The following is a 20,279-nucleotide window of genomic DNA, read 5'->3' on the forward strand; positions in this document are numbered from 1 at the left end:
TCATTCTGAGTGGTTTCCGTATTCAAAGCTTTACAACTGTGGTTTACAGCGACCTTACCTTGATGGCGTCGGAGGTGTCAACCGGCAAAGCCGAATATTTGCAGAAAATGATTAAGTTTCTGTTTTTAGCCTTATGACCCTGCCATACTTTATAGGTTGATTTTTAGTCGATCTCGCTTTGAATCCTTTGTCTTTTCTGAGACTTGGTAAAACTCGGTGTCATCCCAGCGCAGATATGGCGTACAATATAAGCACACAGATGCTTAGTGGATTGCTAAGCTGCGCCCCGTTTTTCTTAAGGTTTGCCATGAAGTTTGATTTTCACTCCCACACTAAAGCATCCGATGGGGATCTCACTCCCACGGAGCTGGTGCTGCGCGCCTGCAATCAGGGAGTGGACGTGTTGGCAATTACCGACCACGACACCACCGCGGGGTTGGCTGAGGCTCATGAGGTGGCCAAAGATAAGCCCCTAACTCTCATTAATGGTGTGGAGATCTCCACCCGTTGGCACAGCTTTGACATCCATGTGGTGGGACTGGGTATCGATACCGAGAATCAAGCGCTGCAGACGCTGTTGGCAGGCCAGCGGCAGCAGCGGGTGATTCGCGCTGAGGAGATCGGTGCGCGATTGGCAAAACGAGGCATCGAAGGGGTGTATGAGGCGGCTTGTCAAAAGGCGGGCGCTGCCGCAGTAGGCCGAGGCCATTTTGCTAAAGTATTGTTAGACCGAGGTTTAGTGAATACCCAGCAGGCGGCATTCGATAAGTATCTGGGCAAAGGTAACGCCGGTTACGTGCCAAATAATTGGTGCGATATTGAAACGGCGGTGGCACACATTCATCAAGCCGGCGGCATTGCAGTGCTCGCGCATCCTGCACGTTACCGACTATCGAACAAATGGCTTCGCAAATTGATCACCCTATTTAGTGAGGTGGGCGGCGATGCCATGGAGGTGGTGCTGTGTCAGCAGGCCCCTCATGAAAGAGCGTTTTTGCAAACGCTTTGTGAACAATATCAGTTGTTGGCTTCGGTCGGCAGCGATTTTCATACGCCAGGGCGCTGGATTGAGCTGGGAAGGCATCTGCATCTGCCTGAGATTCCCGGCGTGTGGCAGCGTCTTGGTCTGGAGGTTGAATGAGTCAATTATTCTATGTGCACCCTGAAACGCCTCAGGCGAGGCTGATTAATCAGGCTGTGGCCATCATTCGTAATGGTGGCGTGGCGGTGTATCCTACCGATTCTGGCTATGCCATCGGCTGCTTGCTGGGTAATAAGAAGGCGCTGGATACCATCTGCCGGATTCGACAAATTAAGTCCGATCACAACTTTACTCTGGTGTGTCGAGACCTGTCTGAGCTGTCGCTCTACGCTAAGGTGGACAATCAGGCCTACCGTTTGTTGAAGAATAATACCCCTGGGGCCTACACCTTTATCTTCAAGGGCACCAAAGAGGTGCCTCGCCGCTTGCTTAATGAAAAGCGCAAAACCATCGGCATTCGCATCCCAGATAACGCCATTGCTTTGGCGCTACTGGAAGCCTTAGGTGAACCACTGATGTCCAGCAGTTTGATCCTGCCCGGCAGTGAATTGACCGAGTCGGATCCTGAAGAGATTCGCGATCGCTTGGAGCATCAGGTAGACCTCATTATCCATGGTGGCTATCTGGGTGAGAACCCAACCACGGTGGTCGACATGAGTGATGATGCGGTGGAAGTGCTTCGTGAAGGCAGTGGCGATCCAGCGCCGTTTTTGTAAACCCTTTGGGTTTGTCTCTAAAAGGCACTCAAATGGGCATCAAGTTAGCGATTTTGCTGGGAACTCTCTATAATGGCGCCCGCTGAGTATCTTGGTCGCCATTGTGAGGGGAAATTGCCCTCAAGTAGGTAGGCATCGAGATGGTCAATGTGAATGGTAATAACCATTTATACGATATTGATGTGATTAACCTCAATGCGTGAGAGCCAATGAGTCAGGCCCCTCTAACCGTTCAACCCCCTTTGCCTTTGGCTGTCGTTCGCGGCGAGCCGGTAATGGAGTTGCCTGCGGATCTCTATATCCCCCCGGAAGCGCTGGAGGTGATTTTAGAGTCATTTGAGGGACCGCTGGATCTTCTGCTCTACCTGATTCGAAAACACAAGCTGGACATCGTTGACCTGCCAGTGTTTGAGATCACCAAACAGTATATGAACTACATCGCCGTTATGGATCAGCTGCAGATGGAGCTGGCAGGCGAATACTTGGTGATGGCGGCAACCCTAGCGGAGATTAAATCTCGGTTGCTGCTTCCGAAACCTGAGCTGGAAGAGGGGGAGGAGGAAGATCCTCGCCTAACTCTGATTAAGCAGCTGCAAGCCTATGAAGTACTCAAAGGCGCAGCAGAGCAGCTGGATGACCTGCCACGGGTTGAGCGTGAAACCTGGGTGGCCAAAGCGGGCAGAGCTGCGGACTTGGTGCCAAGGGTTTTGCCTCCTGAGGTGAGCCTCGATGAGCTGGTGTCCGCTTTGAGGCAGATAGCGGCTAAGGCCGAGCTGTTTGAGCAGCATCAGGTTTCTAAAGAGGTGCTCTCCACCCGGGAGCGCATGAGCTTGGTGTTGGCACAGTTAACTACAGACACCTTTACCCCGTTCGTTGAACTGTTTGACTTCGAAGAGGGAAGGGCTGGCGTGGTGGTGACCTTCTTGGCCATTTTAGAGTTGTCGAAAGAGGGCTTGGTCGAGATTCAGCAGCTTAAGCAATTAGGTGTGATTCATGTGAGGGCCAGAGCATGAACCGAATCAATGAGATTCAGCTCAAACAACTGATAGAAGCCGCACTCTTTGTGGCCGATGGGCCGATGACGGCCAAAGGCCTGCGCCAAAGTGTACTGGCCAATTATCAGGTGAGTTTGGGGCGCATCAACGAAGTGTTGGACCAACTGCAGGCGGATTACGCTGGCCGTGGTGTACACTTGGAAAAAGTGGCCTCTGGGTATCGGTTTCAAACCAACCCGGATCTCAGCGAGCCTCTGTCGGCCTTATGGCAGGAGCGAGCGCCTCGGTATTCGAGGGCGCTGCTGGAGACCTTGGCACTGATCGCCTATCGGCAGCCAGTGACTCGAGGTCAGATTGAGAAAATTCGCGGGGTGGCGGTGAGTTCAAACATCATCCGCACCCTATTGGAGCGCGACTGGGTAAAGGTAGTAGGACATAAGGAGGTGCCGGGACGGCCCGCCCTCTATGGCACTACCGCCGCGTTTCTGGATTATTTTTGCCTAGAGTCTCTGTCGCAGTTACCGAGTCTGTCTGATGAGGATGCCATCGATGCCTTGTTGGCCGGAACCGCCGCGATAGAGCCTGTACATTAAAGAAGAGATTTGATGAGCGAAAAGCTACAGAAGGTGTTGGCTCGTGCTGGCCACGGCTCCCGTCGTGAGATGGAAGCCGTTATTCAGGCTGGACGAGTGAGTGTTAACGGTGCCGTTGCCAGTTTGGGTGACCGCATCGATTTAACCGCAGATATCAAGGTGCGCATTGATGGCCACCCGGTATCCATTCAAACAGAGAACGACGTGGTATGTCGTATCCTGGCTTACTACAAGCCTGAGGGTGAGCTGTGTACTCGCACCGATCCTCAGGGGCGTCCCACCGTTTTTGACCGTTTGCCAAAAATTCGTGGTAGCCGCTGGGTAGCGGTAGGTCGTCTGGACATTAACACATCCGGTCTGCTGCTGTTCACCACCGACGGTGAGTTGGCTAACCGTTTGATGCATCCATCCCGCGAAGTTGAGCGTGAATATGCCGTGCGTGTATTTGGTGATGTGACCGAGCAAAACCTGCAGGCGCTGCGTATGGGTGTGCAGCTAGAAGATGGCGAAGCCAAGTTTAAACGCTTGATTGCGGCTGGTGGTGAGGGCCTGAACCATTGGTACCATGCGGTACTGAGCGAAGGTCGTAACCGTGAGGTTCGTCGTTTGTGGGAAAGCCAGGGCATGCAGGTGTCTCGCCTGATGCGAGTTCGTTACGGTGACATTACTCTACCAAAAGGCTTACCTCGTGGTGGTTGGATGGAGCTGCCTTTGGATCAGGTGAACTACCTGCGTCGTTTGGTGGACCTTAAGCCTGAGGGCCGTACCTTGTTGGATAAAGACAAGCAAACCGCCCGTCGCCAGAAGAAGATTAAGACTGGCAAAATTCGTCGCGCGGTTAACAAGCACCAGCACCGCAAGGCCAAAGGGCCTAAGCGCTAAAAAGTGCGATAGCGCAGACGGAAAAACGGCTCCCTAGGGAGCCGTTTTTGTATCTATATCGCTTTGTTATCGAAGGCTTATCGCTTCGGCTGAGCGTCTAGGCTTTGACCCGTAGTGTGCTTGCTGTCACTGCTCATCAGGTACAGGTACAGCGGCATAATCTCTTCTGGGGTTTTCAACGTTTGCGGATTTTCCGCAGGGTAGGCCAGTGCACGCATTGGGGTGCGAGTGCCGCCAGGGTTGATGCAGTTGACTCGAACCTTGGTCTGTTCCAGTTCATCGGCCCACACCTCCATCATGCCTTCAGTGGCAAACTTGGAGATGGCGTAAGGGCCCCAGAAAGCTCGGCCTTTTCGGCCCACACCGGATGAGGTGAAGATGATGCTGGCATCACCATGCTCGTTGGCGCTGGTTTTCATCAGAGGCAGAACGGCTTTGGTGAGCATGAACTGAGCTTGCAGGTTGATCTGCATTACCTCATTAAAGGTCTCCACTGAGACGTGCTCTAGCGGCGTTAAGCTGCCCAGCATGCTGGCGTTGTTCAGCAGGCCATCGAGGCGGCCAAACTGACCTTCAATGGTGTCTGCCATGTCTTGATAGTTGGTCTCTGTGGCGCCTTTCATATCCAGAGGGATGATGGCTGGCTGCGGGCCGCCGGCGGCTTCAATTTCGTCGTAAACCGCTTCCAGTTTCTCGACGGTTTTACCCAGTAAGATTACGGTGGCCCCTAGAGAGGCGTAGCTCAAAGCCGCTTGGCGACCAATGCCGCTCCCTGCGCCAGTAACCAGAATAACCTTGCCCTGGAGCTCTTCTTTGTTTGGTTTGTAATCCAACATCTTAAAACGTCTTCCTTAATCATATTGCACGCTAAACGGTTTTGTGTCGGGGCAGGAAACGAGTGTTTAAAACGAACGCTTGCTTCGGATGTCACCGGCTTGTACCGATTGGTTGCAAAAATGTAGCTAATACAGGATTTTTGCGTTACTTTGGTTAAGGTCGCAATTGGCCTATTGGCGCTACGTTACAGTCAATATGCCCCTATTGTGACCAAAATAGATATGGAAAACAAAACAAGCGCTCGCGAGATGGAGAATCCACCTTTTATGCCTTGGAGGTTCGTGAGTCACAACAAGGATTGGGGAGAGAAAATGAGACGACAGCTGGTAACCACCGCCGTCCTAAGCGCCTTGGTATTGGCCGGGTGTAGTGGAGATAGTAGTGATGAGGCGCAGAACAAAGCGCCGGAGATTAAGCCGTCTTCGCGAGTAACATTTGATCCTGGCGCTGGCGTCCTGCCACTGCCAAACGATCTGCTGTTTCTCGGAACGCCAGATGGCACCATTCAGATTCCAGGTGAAGCCGATGCCGTAGCTGCCTTTGTGGCGGCCAAGCAAGCGGGCACCATCCCTGCCTCAGCTCAGTTTGATTACAGCGATCCCCAGCTCGCCCTAGGCGCACTGGATGGCTGGAGTACCACTCAACCAATTACCCTCGACATTGCTTTGGATGAAGGCGTCACTATTGATGCTGTTAGCGTTGCCCAGCCTGGTGCGGTGCGCGTGTTTGAAGTGGTACTTGGCGGAGCCCTGTCTCCAGATTCTGAGTGTGCTGAGGCGCCGTCACTGTCTATCTGTAAGCCAGTGAAAGAGCTGACTTGGGGCCCAGACGGTGACTTTGTTACTGCTGTGAATGGCAACAGCATCGCCGTGGTGCCGGTTAAGCCACTTAAGGCAACAACAGGTTATCTGTATGCCACCACCACGTTGTTGCAAGACAGTGAAGGTCGCAGCATCGATGCCTCAGAAACCTACAAACAGTTAGCGTTTGATATCAGCACTAAGCCGCTTCCCGAAGGCAGCAGCCGTGATCTGCAGGCGTTGGTGAACAACTATCAGGGCACACTGGCCCAAGCATTCAGCGTAGATCCTGAGACCTTGACCTACACGGGCGTGTTCTCGACGCAATCGGTATTTGATGCGGTGGGAACGGTGAAACAGCTGATTGTCTCTCCTGATCCAGCCCATGCGCCGTTTGAACCTAGCATGACGGTACCGCCAACCTACACAGGTTTCTCCGCAGCACAACTGCTGCAACTGACTCCGGTGACCGATCCGACTAATCCAGGTTTTGCCGCCTACGCAGCACTGGATGCCACCATGGTATTCCAAGGGGCGCTGAGCCTGCCGTACTATCTGAGAATGCCAACGGCTGCTGATCCAAGCATCAACAGCACATGGTCTGCGCTTGGGGATAGCCCATTGGCGGTATTGCAGTCTCTGCAAGCGGGTACCATCACGTTAGAGAAGTTCTCTCCTCAAGTGGTTGCTTGTGGCCAAGACCCTCTGGAAGTGACGACCAACCCTGCACTGCTGGTAGGCTGTACGGTCAATCTTGATGACGGCACCATGAGTGACCCGACTCGAAACATCACCCGCTTCAACCCTGTGCCAGCAATTAAAGGCTATCAAACTGTGCCCTTTATCATGACCATGCCAGATACCGCTAAGTTTGCGGCGCTGGGCATGACCATTGAGAAGCCAATGACGGGGTGGCCGCTGAGCATCGCATTGCACGGGCTTGGTGCCACCAAAGAGAGCACTTTGGCTAACTCTGGCAGCATGAGTGCCGCAGGTCTGGCTACCATCGCCATTGATATGCCGCTGCACGGTCAGCGCGGCTTTGACTTTAATGGCGATGGTGTACTGGAAGTCAGTGCTACCGACCCGAGCTTCGGTGCAGCCTACGCTAACGGCAGTCCACTGGTGTTTATCAACATCGACAGTGGGTTAACGGTACGGGATAACTTCCGTCAAGCGGTGGTGGATCACTTCGGTCTGCAAGCCGCCGTTGCAGGAATGGTGATGGCGGAAGTGGGTGCCGGTGGTGCTCCAAGCTTTGATCTGTCGCAAATGACCATGCAAGGCTTGAGCTTGGGTGCCATTGTGGGCACTGACTTTACCACTCACGCTAACATGCCGATTGACGGTGTGCCTGCAGAGATGAATCCATTTACGCTGCAAGCCAGCTCCTTGGTTGCACCTGCGGGTGGTTTGGCTGGCGTATTCGCGGGCAGCCCAAGCTTCCGTCCACTGCTGATCGACAATCTGGTTGTGGTCGTGGCGGAAACTCAAGGTGTTGAGCTTCCTGCTGTGGGTACGCCTGAGTTTGAAGCCTTTAAGCAAACTCCTGAGTACGCGGCGTTCGTCGCTGTGGTTGAGAGCGATGTGATTCCACCGCTGCTGTTCTCCATTCAGACACAGGTTGACTCTATTGACCCAGTAAACCATGGCGCTGCCCTGGCTGCGACCGGTTCAAATGTGCATCTGATTGAAGTCGTGGGAGATGGTGATACCAACCTGCCGGATCAGGTTCTGCCAAATACCGTTGAAGGCGCTCCGCTTTCCGGTACTGAGCCGCTGATCGCCAGCATCGGTTTAGGCTGTGTTTCTAGTTCAACCATGGCTGCCGATGGCGTCAGTGGTGCGGTTCGCTTCACCAAAGGTCATCACAGCTCGTTGCTGAATCCGTCTGAAATTCCAGGCGTGACCGATGGCATGAGCGCGGCGCTGGCTACCGCTGAGATGCAAACTCAGGTTGCCGCGTTTGCAGCATCCAATGGCGCTGCGATTAGCGTTAGCGAAGATATCGGTCCTTTGGTATTGAAAAGCTGCGAATAATCGCTAAAGCACGTTAATTAAGCCCGCCTTGATGGCGGGCTTTTTCGTTGATGACGCCAACCTTAATTCAAGATTTGAACTAAGTTGAAGATCGCACTCTATCTCTGAGGGTGCATTGTGACTTGAGGATTTCGTTATGGCTTACGTGCATATTGATGGTGTTCGATTGGAAAAAGAGCTGCTTGATCTGGCGAATGCCCACACCACAGGGCGAGGTGAAGGACGGATATCAAAAGATGAGGCAATGGATTTGATTAACTCTGCCAACGATGGTCGAGGCATGACTGACGTGGAGGTCGCGACACTGAACTACATCAGAGACAACTTTTCACTGACCGATGCGGCTCAAGCGGTATTTGATGAGCATGTGAAATAACTTGTCTTTATTATTTAAGCGCCTGGCTCTGTGACACGGGCGCTTTGCTTTTTTCTCCACTCTAATTGGGGGTAGAATACCGAGCAAACACAAATAGGGAGTGGATTTTGGAGTTTTTATTTGAATATGGCCTGTTTCTGGCCAAAGCGGTGACCATAGTGATCGCCATCATTGCCGTGGCGGTGATTGTGGCTCAAGCGAACCGTTCCCAGAGGCCGGGCAAAGGTGAACTTAAGGTAACCGATCTGTCTGAACAGTTTAATGATTACCAAGAACACCTAGAACATGAGCTGTTGACTAAGGCTCAGTTGAAGGCGAAAGAAAAACAACTTAAAAAAGACGATAAAGCCAAACAGAAGCAGGAAAAAGAGAGCGTTGATGCCGAGCGGGAAAGCCGGGTGTTCGTTCTGGATTTTAAAGCGGGGATTGATGCTGCGGAGGTGGCCAGTCTTCGTGAAGAGATCAGCGCACTGCTTACCGTTGCCAACGATAAAGATGAAGTTTTGGTGCGCTTGGAGAGTGGCGGTGGCATGGTGCATGCGTACGGCTTAGCCTCCAGCCAATTGGCTCGAATTCGTGATGCGGGCATCCCCATGACCATCAGTGTCGATAAGGTTGCGGCCAGTGGTGGTTACATGATGGCTTGTGTGGCCAACCACATTGTGGCGGCACCGTTCTCGATCATCGGTTCCATTGGTGTGATTGCTCAGTTGCCTAACTTCAATAAGTTGCTGAAGAAGGGCAATATCGATTTTGAACAACACACCGCCGGTGAGTTTAAGCGTACCCTGACTATGTTTGGTGAAAACACCGACAGCGCTCGCGAGAAGTTTCGTGAAGAGCTGGAGGAGACTCACGGCCTATTTAAGGATTTCATTGCTCAATATCGCCCAGAGTTGGATCTGGGCAAAGTGGCCACCGGCGAGCACTGGTTTGGCACGCAGGCGCTTGAGTTAGGCTTGATTGATAGACTGAGCACGTCAGATGATTGGTTGATGAACAAAGCGAAGGACAAGCAAGTACTGAAGCTGGAATACAGCATCAAGAAGAATTTGGCTTCTCGCCTTAGTAAGGGCAGCAGTGAGCTGCTGGAGTCGGTATCAACAAAGTTGGCTGAGCTAAATCAGAACAGCCGACTTTCCTAACCCTTTGCAATGAAAAATGGCCCTCAGTTGAGGGCCATTTTTTTGTTGCTTAACTTGGTTCTGAGTCGATGGGATGCTGCTCAAACAGGCTAAGCAGCTGATCGCCACTAAGGCTCTTACTCAGGCTGTCGCGGTCCTTATCGTAGATGCTGTCAGCCAATGTCTGCTTCTGCAGTTGCAGCTCCATCACCCGCTCTTCAATGGTCTGCTCACAGATAAGCTTGTAGACAAATACCGGCTTATCTTGACCGATACGATAGGCTCGATCCGTTGCCTGATTTTCGGCGGCCGGGTTCCACCATGGGTCATAGTGAATCACCGTATCTGCTTGAGTCAGGTTAAGGCCAACGCCACCGGCTTTTAGGGAGATCAGGAAGATGGGCACCTCTCCAGATTGAAAACGCTCAATGACCTCATCCCGTTTGCGGGTCTGGCCAGTCAATTTAGTGAACGCTAACCCTTCGGCTTCCAGGCGACTTTCAATAAGGCTGAGCATCTGGGTGAATTGAGAGAAGATCAGCACTCGGCGGCCCTCCTCCAACATGGACGGCAGCATCTCCATCAGGAAATCCAATTTGGCGGACTCCTGAACGGCACTGGCTTGCTCCAGCTTCACCAGTTGTGGGTCGCAGCAGATCTGGCGTAATTTGAGCAGGGCATCCAAAAACTCAATTTGGCTTTTGGCCATCCCTTTGTTGGCCAACAGTTCGCGAACCTTAGCCTCCATGGCCACACGCACACTCTCATAGAGCATACGCTGTTGAGGCGGCAATGGGATGGTTTGCACCATCTCGGTTTTCGCAGGCAGCTCTTGAGCCACTTCGGCTTTGGTGCGGCGCAATAGGAATGGGGCGATGCGTCCCAACAGCTCGCGCTTGAGCTCAAAGTTACCTTCTTTCTCAATGGGCTTGCGATAGTAGCGGCTAAATTGACCTTCGCTGCCTAAAAATCCTGGCATCACAAAATCAAACAACGACCACAGCTCACCTAGGTGGTTTTCCATGGGCGTGCCGGTGAGGCATAACCGCTGGCCAGCATTGAGCTGTTTTACCGCCTTGCTGACTTTGGCCGATGGGGTCTTGATCGCTTGAGCTTCGTCCAAAATGGCCAGACTAAATTGCTGCTGTTGCAGCAGTTCAATATCACGCGCCACGAGGCCGTAGGTGGTGATCACCAAGTCCTGTTGCGGCAACTGTTCGAAATAGCGGTGACGGTCCTGACCGTGGAGCACCATCACGTTAAGGCTTGGGGAGAATTTATGAGCTTCACTGCGCCAGTTACTGATGAGGCTAGTGGGGCACACCAGTAGGGCAGGTCCGGTCAGTTGCTGGTTGGCTTTGAGTCTGAGCAAGTGCGCTAGGGTTTGGATGGTCTTCCCCAGCCCCATGTCGTCCGCCAAAATACCGCCAAAACCGTATTGGTGTAAAAATGCCAGCCAATCTAGACCTTGCCCTTGGTAGGGGCGCAGTGTGGCCATCAGGCTTTCCGGTGGCTCTACGGTTTCGATGCCACTGAAATGGTTTAGTTTATGGGCTAATTGCTTGAGCTTTTCCCCTCCAATCCAGCGTCCGGTGTGGGGCAGTTGCTCAAGCATGGCCGCTTGATGGCTGGGCAGGCGCACCTTATCGCCATCCACATTGGCCAGCTCCTCGAGCACCGCCAACACCGGGCGGATGGTGCGGTTAGCGATGCGCAGAGGCATGGCGCCATCACGGTGCAGCAAAATGGGACTGTCATTTCCACGCCAGTCACTGTTTTGGTTCAACCAAGTCAGAAGCAGTGGCAACAGCTCCACTTGGGTGTCGTCAATTTCTACCGATAGGCCCAAATTGAACCAGTTGTCCTGCTCTTCCACCACCAGATCAAAGGCTGGGATTTCATGGGGAAGTAGGGGCAAGCTCGGGTCGATATTCAGTTGCCAGCCTTGATTTATCATCGCCGCCTGATGCTGGCTGAGGAGTTTTTGCCAGTACGCTAGATCGGTGGCAGCGGTCGCTAGCTTTAGGTACGCGGCGGTGGCCACCTGTGGTGCAAATTCACCATGGTGGTCAAAGGGAGACAAATTCAGCTGCTGATAAAGCTCGACAGCGGCCTGCTCTTGTTCAGGCTGGCGCTCTACCTGCAGATGGTTGCCATCTTGATTGAAGCGCTGCTGCTGAGGCCGTTCGATTACCGACTCCGGCAGAGCCAACTCTCCATAAGCTAGGTGGAAGTAGCTCTGAATGCCTTCGTCACTGGGGCGCAGGGTGAGCACCGGCGTCAGTGATGCCTCTATCTTGTGATAGCTGACCTGGATAGGGTGCGGCAAGATGGCATCGTCAAATTGCAGGGCGATGTTGTCGCCAAAATGCTGGGCCTGCTCTTGAGGCAGTGCAGGCAAGCGGCTGAGATAGTAGAGCACTTCCCGCGTTAAGTCGGTTTGCAGTGGCCCGGTGGTAAACAGTGTTCGGTCTAGGTACCAGGGCTGCTCAAAGGGCAGCAGTACATAGTCATTGCCTGAGGCTAGTTGGCCTTGAAGCTGATATTCCTCCCCCTCTCGCTCCCAGCGAAAGTGCAGGCTTTGGGGGTCGGAAAGCGTGAGGGTGTTATTCGGCTTGTCCCAGAACACCATTTCCGCGCTGAGCAGGCGTTTAAAGCTGAGCAGATCCAGCTCACTGTGCAGGTGGGCAAATCGAGACCATGAGTTGTCGCGGCTGGCCAACAAGAGTCGACTGCAGGTGACCACTTCGTCATTAGCCCAACCGTCACCAAAGTGACCAGATACGTTAAACAGCTGTTTTGGCGTGAACTTACTATAGCCACCCCGCTTCAAGCGGCGACAGTTGCCCACTTCAACCACAATGGACTCGGTGATGTCGGCGTCGCTGCTGGGGTTTTTACTCAGACGAAACCGCCCTTCTAATGGGGAAGGCTCCGGCTCCGGCGTCGGCTTGGGAGGATGAATATCTTGGAAGTGTCCTAGCCATGCTTGGTATCGGTCTTTGTGACCGTGATGCTGATCCAATAGGGTCAATAGCAGGGCGACGGCGTGTTTGCACTGGGTCGCTACTGGGCAGTGACAAAAGCTCTCTAGCTTAATGAATTTACCCTGTTTTTTGATCTCAATACTGGTGTCGTATTGGTTATCACCACGGCCTAATGTGGTGCCGTGAACGGAGAGTCCACCAGGGCCGAGTTCGGCACTCAGCACCATCTCTTGTTCGAAGTATTTTTGGCCACGGGCAAAGGTGGCGGAGTCAAAATTTCGCTCAATATCTTGCTGACGAAACAGAAGCATGGTGATAACGCCGAGTCTATAAAACGCAATCCGCCATCATACCACTGCCCAGATTGAAAGCTAAGGACAATTGCGTGTTAACCCTCACTGATTTGGCAATGCTTAGCCTGCCTGGCAGACGACGTTTGAGTCGTTGTCGACCTGCTCAATGATCTGCTGGTAAAGCGCTTTTGCTTTACGCTTTTGATCCACATCGGGCCTAGAATCATTGAGGTAAACCCAGAGTGCGGACTTGGCAATTGCTTGAAGTTGATTGGGTTCGTGGGACGTTTCTAGTTTGAGCGCCAGCAGCTCGAGTAAGGCTAAGCTTAGGCGATGGTGGAAGGGCACCAAGAAAAAGGCTTCGATGCCCTGTTTCAATGCCAATTCGAACTGGCCCCCTTGGTATTGGGTGAGGCAGGATTCCGCTAAGGTACTGCCACTGCTCAGTCGCTGCTGAACTTCCAGTTGGCGATGCTTGAGTAATTTTATCTGGGATACCAGCAGGTCATCATCGTCATTTTTCTCGCAACAGTTGGAGGCCAGTTTTACGCAGTGTTGAAACTCCTCGGTCATGCCGCAGATTCCAAATAGGGTGCAGAGGTTGATCAGCGTATAGAAATTGAGGTTGGCAAGTTGGGCTTGCTGCAGGCGGCTGCACAGAGCAAAGCAGATCTCAATGTTACCTTCAAGCAGCGCGATAAGGGCACTGGCTGCCGCAAAACAGGCTTCACTTTCGCTGTCCAAAGGTTGTTCCAGCGGGTTTCTTAAGGCCAGAAGACGCTCTTTTGCTTGGGTCAGTAAGCGGTGTCTTTGCTGGGGCTCCCCACCATTTAACGCGGCAAAGATGAGGCATTGGTAACTGTGAATATGCAGCTGCAGGGAGTAACGGTGTGAGCCTTTTACTTTTAGGGCGTATTTTTCAAACTGTACCGCGGCCTGATCGTAGTGGCCTAACACGCTGCAGAGATTGGCGATCACAACTTGTCGTAGCGGGTTAGCGGGGCTTATTTCATTGAGTTCTTCAAATTGAGACAGCGCTCGAGGGTACTCCTCTTTAAGCATGATGCAGGTAGCCAGATCTCGATGGATTTGCGGGTTGTTCGGTTGATTGTTAAGCAGGGTTTTCAGAATGACCTCCGCTTCATCAAAACGGCCAAGCCCCTGAAGTGCTTGGCTTAAACCCAGCTTTGGCCAGATAAGCTTTTGATTCTGACGTTGGAAAAATTCCACGGCCTGTTGGTGTTTTTGTAGCCTGAGCAGGCAATCGCCGTGGATTCGATTCAGGTAACCTCGGTAGGGTTTCAGTTCGTTGGAGGGAGCGTGAATCATATCGAGCACTTGTTGGTGCTGACGTTTAGCCAGTGCCTGCAATATGGGTTTCATCGCTTGTTTGCGCTTCACCACTTTAGTGAGGCGTTTGACGAAGTCGATGTATCGAAATGGTTTGGTCAAATAGTCATCCGGTTCCATCTCGATGAAATGATTCACCACATCTCGGGTGTTGTCGCCGGTGACACATAGGAATACCCCATCTGCGGCTTGCAACTGCAACTGACGAACCTCATCAAGAATCAGTCCACCATCGATATTGCAGTTCATGTTGTAGTCGCACAACACCACGTCGTATTTGGTCTGGTGAAGCAATCGCAAGGCTTTGTGGCTGTCGGCGGTGGCGGTAATACGATCATTACTGATGCCAGCCTGAACCAAAATGGAGCGGGCCAGCGCCAAGAATGAGGAGGAGTCGTCAATGATTAGGTACTTCAGTTTTCCCAGCATCCTTGCCTCACTAAAACTCAAGATTTATAGATATGGGCTGCCAAGCATCCCTTTGGCAGATTTCATCACTGATTTTCTTTAAAAAAGCATAGCAAAGTGCTCAGAATTTGCTGGCAAAATCCCCTTTTCTTATTCCTTTATGGGATTTAAATATGAATCCAGCTTCCATTTGGTTATATGAAAGTCCGAAGTTGAATTGTTGTGAACTCAGGTTTGGCGTTCACTTAATGGAAAATTTCATCCACAAGGATCTTCAGGATGTCCGATACACAGGCATTGACCCATCTTGATCGACTGGAAGCGGAAAGCATCCACATTTTTCGAGAGGTAGCAGCAGAGTTTGAAAAGCCGGTGATGCTTTACTCCATTGGTAAAGACTCCTCGGTTCTGCTCCATTTGGCCCGTAAGGCGTTTGCGCCGGGCAAGATACCTTTCCCTCTATTGCATGTAGATACCAACTGGAAATTCAAAGAGATGATTGAATTTCGAGATCGCATTGCAAAGGAGTACGACCTAGATCTGTTGGTGCATAAGAACCCCAAAGGCCTAGAGATGGATATCAGTCCATTTGTTCATGGCAGCGCCCTTCATACCGACATCATGAAGACCCAAAGCCTGCGCCAGGCATTGGATCACTATGGTTTTGATGCGGCTTTTGGTGGTGCTCGACGTGATGAAGAGGCGTCTCGCGCCAAAGAGCGAGTGTATTCATTCCGCGATGCTAACCACCGTTGGGATCCGAAAAACCAGCGTCCAGAGCTGTGGAACCTCTACAACGCGCGGGTTCACCCCGGCGAAAGCATTCGAGTGTTCCCGTTGTCTAACTGGACTGAACTGGACATCTGGCAATACATCTATCGAGAGAAAATTGAGATTGTGCCCTTGTATCTGGCTAAGCCGCGCCCTGTGGTTGAGCGAGACGGCAGCCTGATCATGGTGGACGACGAGCGAATGCCGTTGGCGGAGCACGAGCAGCCACAGATGAAGAGCGTGCGTTTTCGAACTCTGGGTTGTTACCCGTTGACCGGAGCCATTGAGTCTGAGGCCGAGACCTTGCCGGGCATCATCGAAGAGATGTTGCTGGCGACCACCTCAGAGCGCCAAGGGCGGGTTATCGACCGCGATAGCACTGGCTCCATGGAGAAGAAGAAGCGCGAAGGCTACTTCTAGGTCACAACTTAAAGCGCCGCCGTGATGGTGGCGGTGCTTAACCAGATTCAAGGAATTCTCTCATGTCATATCTTTCCGCACTTTCTAGCCCAAGTGCACAGGGCAGCGTTGAGCAACGGGTCGCCGATTACCTGTCGCAACATGAAAATAAGGGGCTGCTGCGTTTTATCACCTGCGGCAGTGTCGATGACGGCAAAAGTACCTTGATTGGTCGATTGCTTCATGACACTCAAGCGCTTTACGATGACCAGTTGCAAGCGGTCAATGAACAGAGCCGTCGCAGCGGAACTCAAGGGGAGCGGGTCGATCTGGCGCTGTTGGTGGATGGCCTTCAAGCGGAGCGAGAGCAGGGGATCACCATTGATGTGGCCTATCGCTACTTCTCCACTGACAAGCGCAAATTTATCATTGCCGACACTCCGGGTCATGAGCAGTACACTCGCAACATGGCTACCGGCGCCTCCACGGCGGATCTGGCGGTGATTCTGGTGGATGCTCGCTATGGCGTGCTAGAGCAGACCCGTCGCCACAGCTTCATTGTGTCGCTACTGGGGATCAAACAGGTAGTGGTGGCCATCAATAAGATGGATCTGAAGGGTTACTCTCAGGAAGTATTTGAGTCCATTCGCGGTGACTACCAAGTGCTGGCCGATAAACTGGACTTTGAGCGCATCGATTATCTGCCGTTGTCGGCCCTTGAGGGAGACAATGTCGCCAGTGCCAGCGAAAACACACCTTGGCATGATGGCACCACCCTGTTGTCTCTGCTAGAGAGTGCTGAGCTTGATAGCAACGATGCCGAGAAGCCGCTGCGTTTCCCTGTACAGCTGGTGCAGCGACCTAACTTAGATTTTCGTGGCTTTGCTGGCACCATCGCCTCCGGCCAGGTAAGCGTAGGCGATGAGCTACTGGCACTGCCCTCCGGTAAAACCGCAAAAGTCAGTGGCATTCAGAACTTTGATGGTCAGCTCAATCAGGCTCAGGCTGGGCAAGCGGTTACTTTGGTTTTGGACACCGAGATCGATCTCAGTCGAGGCGACTGGTTGGTGGCTGCCGATCAGGCGCCAACGTTGAGTCAGGCTTTCAAAGCCAACCTCGTGTGGATGGCAGAAACCGAGCTTAAAGCCGGTGATGAATACCGCCTTAAGCTGGCCAGTGGCAGTTATCGAGTCCGCATTCGCGGCATCAACCATCAGAATGACATCCACACCTGGTCCAAAAGTGATACCGACGTTTTGGCGCTTAATGGCATTGGTGAGGTGGAATTTGAAGCCGACAGACCGCTGCCCATCGACGATTATCGTCAGCTGCGTCAAACCGGGGCTTTTATCCTCATTGACCCTATCAGTAATGGCACTGTGGCTGCGGGGATGATGGTGGCCGCCATTGAAGCCAAGCAGGACACCGCACCACAAGGGGCATTCTCTCAGTTTGAATTGGAGCTCAATGGGCTGATTCGAAAACACTTCCCCCATTGGCAGGCAAAGGATCTTACCGAGCTAACCTCGATCATCTCTAAGGGTAAGCCGGGCAGCGCGTGATGACCCTAGTCCATGGCCAACTGCTGGTGCTGACCGCATCGGTATTCGTTGGCCTTGCCTTTACCCGCCTAAGACCGGTGATGCTGTTCAGCGCCGTCGGTCTTGCGCTGGTGCTTCTCGGCCAATTGGAGGTGGAGCGCCTACTGCAACTGGCGGCAAATCCGGCGGTGATATCCTTGCTGCTGCTGATCTTAGTGTCTGCGGGCATGGAGAAAACTCGGCTGCTCAGTTGGCTGAGCTTAAAGCTGTTCCGAGGCGGCTATCTAGCAACGCTGGCTCGCACCAGCATCGGTGCCATGGTCAGCTCAGCGTTTTTGAACAACACCGCCGTGGTGGCAGCCCTGATGGGACGCATTCGTAGTCATCGGGATCAGCCTCCGTCACGGCTGCTGCTGCCGCTCTCCTATGCCGCCATCTTAGGGGGGACTCTGACTCTGGTGGGAACCTCCACCAACCTGATTGTGAACAGCTTTCTGGTTGAGCTTGGGCAGCCGCCGTTGGCACTGTTTGATTTTCTCCCCGTGGGGTTAGTGGCGTGCGGGGTCGGATTTGTGGTGCTGCTGTTGGTCAGTCCCACTTTGCCAATCCACAGCGTCGAAGAGGAAACCCCTGACAGCTACTTTATTGACGCCAAAATTGAACCCAATAGCCCTCTCATCGGCCGCAGTGTCGAAGCCAATGGCCTGCGCTCCTTAGAGCGGCTCTATTTGGCGGAAGTGGTTCGTGGTGAGCAGCTTATCTCGCCGGTGACGCCCCAAACTGAGCTTCAAGCCGGTGACAAGCTGGTGTTCTGTGGTGACGTTCGTGCTGTGGGACTGCTTGAGCGATTTAAAGGCTTAACTCTGTTTGCCCACTCCAGTGGAGAGCTGCAGCGAAATTTAACGGAGGTGGTGGTGAGTCCCACCTCAACCGTCATTGGGCAGACGCTCAAGTCCAGCGATTTTCGCGCCCGTTTTGGTGCGGCGGTGGTGGCGATGCGTCGCCGTGGCCAAGTGCTGTCAGGAAAGCTGGGGCAAATACCGCTGCAAGCGGGGGATCTGTTGGTGCTCTCCTGTGCCGACCCCAAAGGGTTAACCGCCCAAGCTCGCCATTTTGTGGTGGTGGGAGATGCGGAATTGTCACCCAATCTGTCTTTGTGGCAGGAGCTGATGACGGTGGCCGGCTTTGTAACAGCTCTGGGCCTTAGCGCCGCAGGCATGCTGGACTTAGCGGCGTCACTGGGGTTGTTGCTGTTGGTGATGCTGAGTTTTGGGGTACTTAATGCCTCAGAGGTTCGCAGCCGTTTTCCGTTTGAGATCTGGATGATCATCACCGGGGCACTGGCGATGGCAGACAGTTTGGCACAATCGGGCTTGGCCACTCTAGCGTCAAATTGGCTACACCAGCTGTTCAATGGTGAAGGGGTCTGGGTGGCTTATGTCGGGGTGTTCTTTATCTCCCTGCTGCTTACCGAACTGATGACCAATAACGCCGCTGCGGCGCTCGCCTTGCCGTTGGCGCTGGGGCTGGCCTCCGCCTTCGGGGTTAGCGCCCTGCCTTTTGTGATGGCGGTGGCCTATGGTGCCAGCGCCAGTTTTATTAGCCCCTTTAGTTATCAAACCCACTTGATGGTGATGAGCTTAGGTAACTATCGCAAGCGGGATTTCGTCAAGATGGGGCTGCCATTGTCACTGGCGTACAGTGCATCGGTGCTCTGGGCGATTCCCTATGTATTTCCGTTTTGAGGTGAGCAATGAGTACCAATTTAACCTGGCATGATCACAGTGTCAGCGACGGCCAACGGGCCAAGCTTAAGGGGCACGGAAGTGCACTGATCTGGTTTACGGGATTAAGCGGCTCGGGCAAATCTACCCTAGCCAATGCCTTAGAGCAGAGATTGGTAACCCTGGGTGTGCATAGCTTTCTGCTCGATGGCGATAACGTGCGTTTGGGACTGAATAAGGATCTGAGTTTTAGCGATCACGACCGAGTGGAAAACATTCGACGTATCGGTGAGGTGGGCAAGCTGTTTGTGTCTTCGGGCACCCTGTGCCTATCGGCGTTTATCTCACCCTTTATTGCGGATCGTGAGCAGGTTCGTCAGTTGTTACCCCAAGACAAGTTTATTGAGGTGTATGTGGATGCGCCCCTAGCGGTGTGTGAGTCTCGAGACCCTAAAGGCTTGTATGCCAAGGCGAGAGCTGGCGAAATCCCTCACTTTACTGGCATCGACTCTCCTTATGAAGCTCCGGAAACGCCGGAGATTCATATCAAAACCGATGAGCTTGACACCCCCGCGGCGGTTGACGCCATAATCACTTATCTGGTGGCGCAAGGGATCATCAATGAACAGTAGCAATCAAGATTGGCAGGCGTTGATGGCCGCAGTGGGTGAGGTGGTTGAGGAGGCCGGTCGTCGCGCGATGGGGTTTTACGCCAATCCACAAATTCAGTACAAACCGGATGACTCTCCTCTGACTCAGGCGGATCTGGTGAGTCACGCCTATCTGGTGGAGCAGCTGCCGCAGCTTGGCCCATGGCCGGTGCTGTCGGAGGAGTCGGCCAGCATCGATTGGCACACGCGGCGTAATTGGAAACGGTACTGGTTAATCGACCCCATTGATGGCACCAAAGAGTTCATTGCTGAGAATGGTGAATTCACGGTGAATGTGGCGCTGATTGAAGACGGTTATCCGCTGTTTGGTGTGGTGGGCGCCCCAGCAATGGGCACCCTGTATTGGGGTGGCCGCTCTTTAGGCGCTTGGCGGAAACAGGGCGACGAAGTGGCCACGCTTAGGGCGCGACCTAAACCTGAGCAGCCTGTGGTGGTGTGCAGCCGCTCTCACCCCTCCAAAGCATTGGCCGATTATCTTGACCAGCTTGGCGCTCATCGTGCCGTGGCGGTGGGAAGCTCGCTGAAGCTGTGCCGCATTGCCGAAGGGCTGGCGGATCTCTACCCACGATTGGGACCCACCAGTGAGTGGGATATTGGCGCGGCTCAAGGCGTATTGGAGGGAGCTGGCGGTAAAGTATTAACTTTGGATGGCGAGCGGTTGGCGTACAACCAAAAAGCGTCGATTCTTAATCCCCATTTTATTGCCTCGGGTAGCGATATTGGGTGACCG

General features: G+C 53.1%; 16 protein-coding genes. 13 read left to right on the forward strand and 3 right to left on the reverse strand.

Going from position 1 to position 20,279, the window contains the following annotated elements; all coding sequences use genetic code 11:
• Nucleotides 1-307: 307 nt before the first annotated feature.
• The 5 genes from rnm to rluB all read left to right on the forward strand — a co-directional run bounded on the left by rnm (nucleotide 308) and on the right by rluB (nucleotide 4,228).
• On the forward strand, nucleotides 308-1,141 hold the full coding sequence (gene rnm, locus FCL42_RS01450; RefSeq protein ID WP_205729201.1) for an RNase RNM: 834 nt from the start codon (nucleotides 308-310) through the stop codon (nucleotides 1,139-1,141).
• A complete protein-coding gene (locus tag FCL42_RS01455) occupies nucleotides 1,138-1,758 on the forward strand; it encodes an L-threonylcarbamoyladenylate synthase (RefSeq protein WP_136861588.1) in 621 nt (206 codons plus the stop codon). Before rnm ends, FCL42_RS01455 begins: the two co-directional genes overlap by 4 nt.
• Nucleotides 1,759-1,967: 209 nt before the next feature.
• Nucleotides 1,968-2,771, forward strand: coding sequence for a segregation and condensation protein A (locus FCL42_RS01460; protein ID WP_136861589.1), 804 nt, complete (start codon nucleotides 1,968-1,970; stop codon nucleotides 2,769-2,771).
• Complete coding sequence (scpB, locus tag FCL42_RS01465; protein WP_136861590.1) at nucleotides 2,768-3,346, forward strand: SMC-Scp complex subunit ScpB; 579 nt, start codon at nucleotides 2,768-2,770, stop codon at nucleotides 3,344-3,346. The genes FCL42_RS01460 and scpB overlap by 4 nt, the downstream gene beginning before the upstream one ends.
• A gap of 12 nt (nucleotides 3,347-3,358) precedes the next feature.
• A complete protein-coding gene (rluB, locus tag FCL42_RS01470) occupies nucleotides 3,359-4,228 on the forward strand; it encodes a 23S rRNA pseudouridine(2605) synthase RluB (protein WP_136861591.1) in 870 nt (289 codons plus the stop codon).
• A 77-nt stretch (nucleotides 4,229-4,305) separates the two neighbouring features.
• On the opposite strand, the gene FCL42_RS01475 is transcribed toward rluB, so the two are convergent.
• Nucleotides 4,306-5,064, reverse strand: a complete 759-nt coding sequence (locus FCL42_RS01475) for a YciK family oxidoreductase (protein ID WP_136861592.1) — start codon at nucleotides 5,062-5,064, stop codon at nucleotides 4,306-4,308.
• A 312-nt stretch (nucleotides 5,065-5,376) separates the two neighbouring features.
• On the opposite strand from FCL42_RS01475, the gene FCL42_RS01480 reads away from it, so the two are divergent.
• The 3 genes from FCL42_RS01480 (at nucleotide 5,377) to sohB (ending at nucleotide 9,426) form a co-directional block, all read left to right on the forward strand.
• A complete protein-coding gene (locus FCL42_RS01480) occupies nucleotides 5,377-7,905 on the forward strand; it encodes a VolA/Pla-1 family phospholipase (RefSeq protein WP_136861593.1) in 2,529 nt (842 codons plus the stop codon).
• A 136-nt stretch (nucleotides 7,906-8,041) separates the two neighbouring features.
• A complete protein-coding gene (locus FCL42_RS01485; protein ID WP_136861594.1) occupies nucleotides 8,042-8,281 on the forward strand; it encodes a hypothetical protein in 240 nt (79 codons plus the stop codon).
• Between the two features lie 107 nt (nucleotides 8,282-8,388).
• On the forward strand, nucleotides 8,389-9,426 hold the full coding sequence (gene sohB, locus FCL42_RS01490) for a protease SohB (protein ID WP_136861595.1): 1,038 nt from the start codon (nucleotides 8,389-8,391) through the stop codon (nucleotides 9,424-9,426).
• Between the two features lie 49 nt (nucleotides 9,427-9,475).
• Here sohB and FCL42_RS01495 read toward each other — a convergent pair whose 3' ends face one another.
• Nucleotides 9,476-12,703: a DEAD/DEAH box helicase gene (locus FCL42_RS01495; protein WP_136861596.1), complete on the reverse strand. Its 3,228-nt coding sequence runs from the start codon at nucleotides 12,701-12,703 to the stop codon at nucleotides 9,476-9,478.
• Between the two features lie 102 nt (nucleotides 12,704-12,805).
• Nucleotides 12,806-14,464: a response regulator gene (locus FCL42_RS01500; RefSeq protein WP_136861597.1), complete on the reverse strand. Its 1,659-nt coding sequence runs from the start codon at nucleotides 14,462-14,464 to the stop codon at nucleotides 12,806-12,808.
• Between the two features lie 258 nt (nucleotides 14,465-14,722).
• Between FCL42_RS01500 and cysD the strand changes: the two genes are divergently transcribed.
• The 5 genes from cysD (at nucleotide 14,723) to cysQ (ending at nucleotide 20,276) form a co-directional block, all read left to right on the forward strand.
• Entirely contained in the window at nucleotides 14,723-15,634 is a 912-nt protein-coding gene (gene cysD / locus FCL42_RS01505) for a sulfate adenylyltransferase subunit CysD (protein ID WP_136861598.1), read from the forward strand.
• A gap of 62 nt (nucleotides 15,635-15,696) precedes the next feature.
• The gene (gene cysN, locus FCL42_RS01510) at nucleotides 15,697-17,175 is read left to right on the forward strand and encodes a sulfate adenylyltransferase subunit CysN (protein WP_136861599.1); all 1,479 of its coding nucleotides are present in this window, start codon (nucleotides 15,697-15,699) and stop codon (nucleotides 17,173-17,175) included.
• Nucleotides 17,175-18,899, forward strand: coding sequence for an SLC13 family permease (locus FCL42_RS01515; protein ID WP_136861600.1), 1,725 nt, complete (start codon nucleotides 17,175-17,177; stop codon nucleotides 18,897-18,899). Before cysN ends, FCL42_RS01515 begins: the two co-directional genes overlap by 1 nt.
• 8 nt (nucleotides 18,900-18,907) lie before the next feature.
• A complete protein-coding gene (gene cysC, locus FCL42_RS01520; RefSeq protein WP_136861601.1) occupies nucleotides 18,908-19,510 on the forward strand; it encodes an adenylyl-sulfate kinase in 603 nt (200 codons plus the stop codon).
• On the forward strand, nucleotides 19,500-20,276 hold the full coding sequence (cysQ, locus tag FCL42_RS01525; RefSeq protein WP_229359748.1) for a 3'(2'),5'-bisphosphate nucleotidase CysQ: 777 nt from the start codon (nucleotides 19,500-19,502) through the stop codon (nucleotides 20,274-20,276). Before cysC ends, cysQ begins: the two co-directional genes overlap by 11 nt.
• Nucleotides 20,277-20,279 lie beyond the last annotated feature (3 nt).

Source organism: Ferrimonas aestuarii (genome assembly GCF_005116665.1).
Lineage (GTDB): Bacteria > Pseudomonadota > Gammaproteobacteria > Enterobacterales > Shewanellaceae > Ferrimonas > Ferrimonas aestuarii.

Coding starts and splice junctions, on each gene's coding strand:
- FCL42_RS01485 (WP_136861594.1), top strand. CDS start 8,042: ATGGCTTACGTGCATATTGATGGTGTTCGATTGGAAAAAGAGCTGCTT.
- FCL42_RS01460 (WP_136861589.1), top strand. CDS start 1,968: ATGAGTCAGGCCCCTCTAACCGTTCAACCCCCTTTGCCTTTGGCTGTC.
- cysD (WP_136861598.1), top strand. CDS start 14,723: ATGTCCGATACACAGGCATTGACCCATCTTGATCGACTGGAAGCGGAA.
- rluB (WP_136861591.1), top strand. CDS start 3,359: ATGAGCGAAAAGCTACAGAAGGTGTTGGCTCGTGCTGGCCACGGCTCC.
- scpB (WP_136861590.1), top strand. CDS start 2,768: ATGAACCGAATCAATGAGATTCAGCTCAAACAACTGATAGAAGCCGCA.
- FCL42_RS01480 (WP_136861593.1), top strand. CDS start 5,377: ATGAGACGACAGCTGGTAACCACCGCCGTCCTAAGCGCCTTGGTATTG.
- cysC (WP_136861601.1), top strand. CDS start 18,908: ATGAGTACCAATTTAACCTGGCATGATCACAGTGTCAGCGACGGCCAA.
- FCL42_RS01455 (WP_136861588.1), top strand. CDS start 1,138: ATGAGTCAATTATTCTATGTGCACCCTGAAACGCCTCAGGCGAGGCTG.
- FCL42_RS01475 (WP_136861592.1), bottom strand. CDS start 5,064: ATGTTGGATTACAAACCAAACAAAGAAGAGCTCCAGGGCAAGGTTATT.
- FCL42_RS01515 (WP_136861600.1), top strand. CDS start 17,175: ATGACCCTAGTCCATGGCCAACTGCTGGTGCTGACCGCATCGGTATTC.
- FCL42_RS01500 (WP_136861597.1), bottom strand. CDS start 14,464: ATGCTGGGAAAACTGAAGTACCTAATCATTGACGACTCCTCCTCATTC.
- cysN (WP_136861599.1), top strand. CDS start 15,697: ATGTCATATCTTTCCGCACTTTCTAGCCCAAGTGCACAGGGCAGCGTT.
- rnm (WP_205729201.1), top strand. CDS start 308: ATGAAGTTTGATTTTCACTCCCACACTAAAGCATCCGATGGGGATCTC.
- cysQ (WP_229359748.1), top strand. CDS start 19,500: ATGAACAGTAGCAATCAAGATTGGCAGGCGTTGATGGCCGCAGTGGGT.
- FCL42_RS01495 (WP_136861596.1), bottom strand. CDS start 12,703: ATGCTTCTGTTTCGTCAGCAAGATATTGAGCGAAATTTTGACTCCGCC.